A 6559-nucleotide genomic window follows, 5' to 3' on the forward strand; every position below is an offset into this window, starting at 1 on the left:
GGTATTGTCCCGTGGAGATATACCACGGATATTGTCCGCCTCTCGGAGGGTTCAGGATGCAGCCGAACGGCAGGATTCCCGGCTTTGTCGTCATCCTCAACGGCGCGCCACGCGCCGGGAAGTCGTCGATTGTCGCCGCCCTGCAGGCCCGGACCGATGCCGTCTGGATCAACCTCGGCGTCGACGTCTTCGCGAACACCGTGACGCCGCCACACCTGCGTCCGGGCATCGGCCTGCGCCCCGGCGGAGAGCGACCGGACATCGAGGTCTGGCTGCCCGCGCTCTACGCCGGCCTTTACGAATCCATCGCGGCCCACGCCCGGCTCGGCTTCAACGTCGTCGCCGACGTGGGCCATCACGAGGGACACTCTCACCCCTACGGCCTTCTCGAAGAGTGCGTGCAACGCCTCGACGGCATGTGCGTGTTGTTCGTTGGCGTCCGCTGCCCGATCGAGACGATCATGATCCGCCGCAACGCCAGCGACGGCTCCATCTACGCACAAGGCTCCGAAGCCGAGCCCGTGCCGCCGGCCGTCATGCGCTGGCAGGAAATGGTGCACCAGCCCGGCCTCTACGACCTTGAGATCGACACATCCGTGCTGACGCCTGAAGCCTCGGCCGAGGCGATCCTTGCCGCGCTCACAAAACCGCCCTCCAGCCCCTCCGCCTTCGAAAGGCTGGCCGCGCTGGCGCAATGACCCTCACGCCCGATCGACCCGGGCGGCATAGCATCCGTGCTTGGCGTAGTGGACGTGAATGTAGGCGATCGACGGGTTTGCAAACAGACGGAGAATGGTCGGCTCGACCTCGTCTCCCTGCGCCACATCCGCATCCTTGAGCCAGCCGTCGGCATCGAAGCCGCGCAGCGACAGGATGCGGGTCCGCATCACCTCGGGGAGAACATCGTGCTCGTCGAACGCCGCTTCGGCGCCTTCCAGCACGAAGATGGCGTGGCGCGAGCGATAGGGCGTCGGCGCCGGCTGATGCTCGTAGTTCAGCAGCAACACGCTTTGTCCGACCGGTGCATCGGTGAGCGTGATCCGATCGGGATATCCAGGGGTCTTGTCCACGCGCAGACGCTTCACGCCGTGAGCGTCAAGCGCTGCGTCATCCAGCCCGTGGAGAAAGCGGAACACATCGGGTGAAAGGCCGGAAATGCGATAAGCCATGATTGTCTCCTGCGTTGCCGCGGAAACAACCAGCTTTCGTGCATCCCGACCACCCGATTCTCGCCGGAGGCGGCCTCAGGGCATGTCCTCAAAGAGCGGAGCTATGCCCGGAAATGCTCCGGCTCAGGCCTTCTTGAGCGTCGCCAGCAGCTGGCCGTGGATGCGCTCGTTGCCGGCGACAATGCCGCCGGTCTCGTGGATGTTGTCCTTGCCGTCGAGGTCGGACACGAAGCCGCCGGCTTCCTTCACCATCAGCCAGCCGGCCGACGTGTCCCAAGGGTTGAGGCCATGCTCCCAGAAGCCGTCGAGACGGCCGGAGGCCACATAGGCGAGATCCAGTGCAGCCGAACCGATGCGGCGGATGCCGGCGCAGTTGGCCATCACCTGGCGCAGCTCGTTGAGATAGGGGCCATGATCGGGGCGGCCGAGATGCGGTACGCCCGTGCCGATCACGCAATCGACGATCTCGCGGCGGGCCGACACGCGCAGGCGCCGATCGTTGACGAAGGTGCCGGCGCCCTTCTCCGTGGTGTAGAGCTCATCCAGCACCGGATTGTAGATCACACCGGCCACCGGCACGCCGTTCTTTTCCAGTGACAGCGAAATGGCGAAATGCGGAATGCCGTGCAGGAAGTTGGTGGTGCCGTCCAGGGGATCGACGACCCAGCGGTGCTGCTCGTCCTCGCCGGTCACCTCGCCGCGCTCTTCCATCAGGAAGCCGTAGGACGGGCGGACGCGCTTCAGCTCGTCGAACAGTACCTGCTCGGAACGCTTGTCGGCCGCCGAGACGAAGTCGCCGGGGCCCTTCATCGAAACTTGCAGGTTCTCCACCTCGCCGAAATCGCGAGCGAGACCGCGTCCGGCCTTGCGGACGGCCTGGACCATGACGTTGAGAAGGGCTGAGCGAGCCATGACGAAACCTTGAATTCGAAGTGGATTGGCCGTGTGTCCACCACAAAAGCGGCCGGACTGCAAGACAAAAGGCGGAAAAGCCGTCCTGCACTCACGCAACAGGGTTACGGAGTGCCGTCGGAGACCCCCGGCAGCGGTTCGCCGGGCAGTTGGCGCCCCGGCGCAGCCGGCAACGGAACGGCCTTGCCGCCGTCAGGCGTCGCAGGCGGCGGGGTCGTCGAAGCCCCGTCGCTCCCGCCAAACTGGCTGTCCAGCCAGGGATCGTCGAGCCCAGCAGCCTTGGACTTGGTGTACCAGCTTGCCGCCTCGGCAGGATTCTTGTCGACGCCGTCGCCGACCAGATAGAGCCGCGCCAGGCGGTTCTGCGCAACCGGATTGCCGGCCATGGCCGCCACGCGGAACCAGGCGGCGGCCGTCTTGCTGTTCTTGGACACGCCGACGCCGTTGAACATCATGATCCCGTATTCGACTTCCGCCGCAACATGCCCGCCCAGCGCCGCCTTGCCCATCAGCGTCGCCGCCTTCACTTCGTCTTTGGCCACGCCCTGGCCTTCGCGATAGAGCGCCGCCAGCGCGTAGACGGCATCCAGATTGCCGGCGTCGGCTGCGGTCTCGAACAGCTTGGCCGCGCGCGCGTAGTCGGTCAGCCCCGAATCCGGGTCGATGCAGATCAGCCCCAGCCAGTAGTTGGCGTCGGTCACGCCCTTGCCGATCGCCTCTTCGAGATAGCCGGCCGCCTTCTTGGTATCGCGCGTGGTTCCGAGGCCGAGCGCATAGAGATTGGCAAGCTCCACCAAGGCCTTGGGATCGCCGTTCTTGGCGGCGAGCCCATACCAGGTCAGCGCTTCCTCATATCTCTGCGGCACGCCGAGGCCGTTGGCATAGAGATAGCCGATGAGGCTCTGCGCCACCGCATCGCCCTTCTTGGCCCGCTCGACGGCAATGGCGAAGGCGGTGATGTAATAGCCGCGCTGGAAAGCGCCCCAGGCGTAATCGATCTTGTCGTTGTCCGGCAGTGCCGACAGCACGTCCTCGTCGCCCTTGGCCGCGGGCGCTCCGGCAGGGGCAGCACTCTCGCCCGGCGGCGGCACGGGCAGCGGCGCGGTTTCCGCCGCCACGCGGACGGACAGGCTCAGAAGGACGACAACGGCAAGCAGAGCACGCATGGCGGGGTTCCGGACGGCGGACGCGGCGGCAATAACCTTCAACTATGCTGAGATTGCGGCAGTCAGTCTTCGGGGTGCTGCGCCGCCACCTCGTCGAGCAGGGCATTGATCGCCTTGATGGCCGCACCAGCGCCGTCGGGATGGCTCCAGACAGCCGAACGCACGGCAACGAAGTCGGCCCCGGTCTCGGCGCAGACGCGCACGGACTCGAGCGTGGTCCCCGCCAGCAGCACGCAGGGCGGCTCGAACAGACTCGCCCACCAGGCCCCGAGATCCAGTGTCTTGCGATGGGGTTCCTCCGATTCCGCCAGATCGATCAGGCCGAAGAACACATAGTCGACTCCAGCCTCGCCGGCATCCATCGCCTCATGGCGCGTGCGCAGATTGCCGGCACCGACGATGGATTTCGGCTGCAGCGTCTCGATGGCCTCCTTCAGCGCCTCCGCGCCGCCGGCTTCCACCTGCACACCATCGGCCTTGGACCGACCCATGATGCGGCTGTCGTCCACCACCATGGCCGCCACGTCGTGCGCCTGGGCGATCGGCACCAGCGTCTCGGCAATGCGCTGCAACTGGGCGCCCGAAGTCACCTCCGGCGCGATCAGCAAGGTCGCCACGTCACCCGCCGACAGAGCCGCTTCCAGCTCGGCCGGATAGGTGGAAAGATCGATCTCGCGGGGCGTGATCAGGAATAGACGGGCGCGCAACGCTTCCTCCGGAAAAAATCAGCCCCCATGCGCGGGCATGGGGGCCTTATGACACCTAATGTGCTGAGAAACAATCAACTCGGCATCTTGCAGCCTGAGCTGAACGCTCCGGCGCTGGGCAAGCCCCAAAGCCGGAAGCCCACGCCAGTAGCCAAAAGTGAAATTCGCTGGCGCGCGGCAGATAGCAATGGTTTCGAGAACCGGAACGCAGCGGGCTTGAAGGCCCGGGAGCACCGAGCGCGTTCCGCTCAAGTCGACCAGGCTTGAGCGATAAGAACTCGCACAAGCCAAAATCCAAGCGGAGAAACCGAAGCTAGATGCCCGCGCCAGTAGCCAAAAGTGAAATTCGCTGGCGCGCGGCAGATAGCGATGGTTTCGAGAACCGGAGCGCAGCGGGCTTGAAGGCCCGTGAGCACCGAGCGCGTTCCGCTCAAGTCGACCAGGCTTGAGCGATAAGAACTCGCACAAGCCAAAATCCAAGCGGAGAAACCGAAGCTAGATGCCCGCGCCAGTAGAATTTCAGCCTTCGAGCGCCTTCACGCCCGGCAGCTCCTTGCCCTCCATCCACTCGAGGAAGGCGCCGCCCGCCGTCGAGATATAGGTGAAGTCGTCGGCAACGCCAGCGTGGTTGAGGGCAGACACTGTGTCGCCACCGCCGGCCACCGTCAGCAGCTTGCCGGCCTTGGTGTTGGCAGCGGCATGCTGGGCGGCGGCAACCGTCGCCTTGTCGAAGGGAGCGATTTCGAAGGCGCCGAGCGGGCCGTTCCAGACCAGCGTCGCAGCCCGGTCGATGGCCGCATTGACCGCGTCCACCGACTTCGGACCGGCATCGAGGATCATGGCGTCAGCCGGCACGGCATTGACCGAGACCACTTCGTTGGCGGCACCGGCCTTGAACTCGCGGGCGATGACGGCATCCACCGGCAGCACCACGTCGCACTTGGTTTCCTTGGCCTTGGCCAGGATGCGCTTGGCGGTCTCGGCGAGGTCATGCTCGCAAAGCGACTTGCCGACGGCGACGCCCTGGGCGGCCAGGAAGGTGTTGGCCATGCCGCCACCGATGACGAGGATGTCCACCTTGGCGACGAGGTTTTCGAGCAGATCGATCTTGGTCGACACCTTGGCACCGCCGACAACGGCGAGCACCGGACGCTTCGGCGTGCCGAGCGCGGCACCGAGCGCGGTCAGCTCGGCCTGCATGGTGCGGCCGGCATAGGCCGGGAGCTTGTGGGCGAGACCTTCGGTCGAGGCATGGGCGCGGTGCGCTGCCGAGAAGGCGTCGTTCACATAGAGGTCGCCGAGCTTGGCGAGAGCGTCGACCAGCGCCGGGTCGTTCTTCTCTTCGCCCTTGTAATAGCGGGTGTTCTCGAGCAGCAGGATGTCGCCGTTGGAGAGCGCGGCAATGGCCTTCTCGGCCACGTCGCCGATGCAGTCGTCGGCGAAGGCAACCGGCTTGCCGATGGCCTTGGCCAGCGGGGCAACGATCGGCTTCAGGCTGTCTTCGGCCTTGCGCTCACCCTTGGGGCGACCGAAATGGGCCAGCAGAACCACCTTGGCGCCCTTGTTGGACAGGTCGAGGATGGTGGGAACGATGCGGTCGATGCGGGTGGTATCGGTGACCACACCGTTTTCCATCGGCACGTTCAGGTCGACGCGCACCAGAGCGCGCTTGCCGGCGACGTCGGCATCATCGATTGTCTTGAATTTCATCGTCCAGTTCCGTTGTTCGAAGGTCCGGTAGCCCGGTCCAGTTGCGCGCACGGCATACTACGAAGGTCGTAGTGACGCAAATCGTGGCTATTGCGGTGGTTTCGCCCCGCAAAGAGAAAACCCCGCTTTCGCGGGGTTTTCCTTGATCTTGATCAGAGCGTCTTTGCAATCGCCACAGCCGTGTCGGCCATGCGGTTGGAGAAGCCCCACTCGTTGTCGTACCAGGTGAGGATGCGCACCATGGTGCCGTCCATGACCTTGGTCTGGTCGAGGTGGAAGATCGACGAATGCGGGTCGTGGTTGAAGTCCGACGACACGTTCGGCTGGTCGGTATAGCCCAGGATGCCCTTGAGCGGACCGGAGGTGGCGGCAGCCTTGATGGCGGCGTTGACTTCGTCGACCGTCGTGGCGCGCTTGGCGGTGAAGACCAGATCCACCACCGACACATTCGGGGTCGGCACGCGGATGGCGACGCCGTCGAGCTTGCCCTTGAGCTCGGGCAGGACGAGGCCGACGGCCTTGGCGGCGCCGGTCGAGGTCGGGATCATCGACAGGGCGGCCGCACGGGCGCGGTAGAGATCCTTGTGCAGCGTGTCGAGCGTCGGCTGGTCGCCGGTGTAGCTGTGGATCGTCGTCATGAAGCCCTTCTCGATGCCGATGGCATTGTTGAGGACCTGGGCGACGGGCGACAGGCAGTTGGTGGTGCACGAGGCGTTCGACAGGACGATGTGGTCCTTGGTGATCTTGTCGTCGTTGACGCCGAAGACAACCGTCAGGTCGGCGCCGTCAGCGGGGGCCGAAACCAGCACGCGCTTGGCACCGGCCTGCAGATGCAGCGAGGCCTTGTCCTTGGACGTGAAGATGCCCGTGCATTCCAGGGCGACGTCGACGCCAA

7 protein-coding genes are annotated in these 6559 nt (G+C 65.2%); 1 reads left to right on the plus strand and 6 read right to left on the minus strand.

What is annotated here, in order from left to right:
* Positions 1 to 56 precede the first annotated feature (56 nt).
* Complete coding sequence (locus L2I41_RS11885) at positions 57 to 698, plus strand: chloramphenicol phosphotransferase CPT family protein (protein ID WP_237153775.1); 642 nt, start codon at positions 57 to 59, stop codon at positions 696 to 698.
* Between the two features lie 3 nt (positions 699 to 701).
* Here L2I41_RS11885 and L2I41_RS11890 read toward each other — a convergent pair whose 3' ends face one another.
* From L2I41_RS11890 to L2I41_RS11915, 6 genes are all read right to left on the minus strand, one after another.
* A complete protein-coding gene (locus tag L2I41_RS11890; RefSeq protein WP_237153776.1) occupies positions 702 to 1169 on the minus strand; it encodes a DUF1203 domain-containing protein in 468 nt (155 codons plus the stop codon).
* 123 nt (positions 1170 to 1292) lie between these two features.
* Positions 1293 to 2081 (minus strand): inositol monophosphatase family protein, encoded by a 789-nt coding sequence (locus L2I41_RS11895; protein WP_237153777.1) that lies wholly within the window; start codon positions 2079 to 2081, stop codon positions 1293 to 1295.
* 104 nt (positions 2082 to 2185) lie between these two features.
* A complete protein-coding gene (locus L2I41_RS11900; protein ID WP_237153778.1) occupies positions 2186 to 3247 on the minus strand; it encodes a tetratricopeptide repeat protein in 1062 nt (353 codons plus the stop codon).
* 62 nt (positions 3248 to 3309) lie between these two features.
* Positions 3310 to 3954, minus strand: coding sequence for a thiamine phosphate synthase (locus tag L2I41_RS11905; protein WP_237153779.1), 645 nt, complete (start codon positions 3952 to 3954; stop codon positions 3310 to 3312).
* A gap of 519 nt (positions 3955 to 4473) precedes the next feature.
* A complete protein-coding gene (locus L2I41_RS11910; RefSeq protein WP_237153780.1) occupies positions 4474 to 5664 on the minus strand; it encodes a phosphoglycerate kinase in 1191 nt (396 codons plus the stop codon).
* A 152-nt stretch (positions 5665 to 5816) separates the two neighbouring features.
* The coding region (locus L2I41_RS11915) for a type I glyceraldehyde-3-phosphate dehydrogenase (protein WP_237153781.1) at positions 5817 to 6559 on the minus strand (743 nt) is incomplete at its 5' end.

It is taken from the genome of Oryzibacter oryziterrae (assembly GCF_021864535.1).
Taxonomy (GTDB): Bacteria; Pseudomonadota; Alphaproteobacteria; order Rhizobiales; family Pleomorphomonadaceae; genus Pleomorphomonas; species Pleomorphomonas oryziterrae.

Excerpts from the sequence above, each read along its gene's own strand:
- L2I41_RS11900 (WP_237153778.1), bottom strand. The coding sequence starts at position 3,247 with ATGCGTGCTCTGCTTGCCGTTGTCGTCCTTCTGAGCCTGTCCGTCCGC.
- L2I41_RS11895 (WP_237153777.1), bottom strand. The coding sequence starts at position 2,081 with ATGGCTCGCTCAGCCCTTCTCAACGTCATGGTCCAGGCCGTCCGCAAG.
- L2I41_RS11885 (WP_237153775.1), top strand. The coding sequence starts at position 57 with ATGCAGCCGAACGGCAGGATTCCCGGCTTTGTCGTCATCCTCAACGGC.
- L2I41_RS11890 (WP_237153776.1), bottom strand. The coding sequence starts at position 1,169 with ATGGCTTATCGCATTTCCGGCCTTTCACCCGATGTGTTCCGCTTTCTC.
- L2I41_RS11910 (WP_237153780.1), bottom strand. The coding sequence starts at position 5,664 with ATGAAATTCAAGACAATCGATGATGCCGACGTCGCCGGCAAGCGCGCT.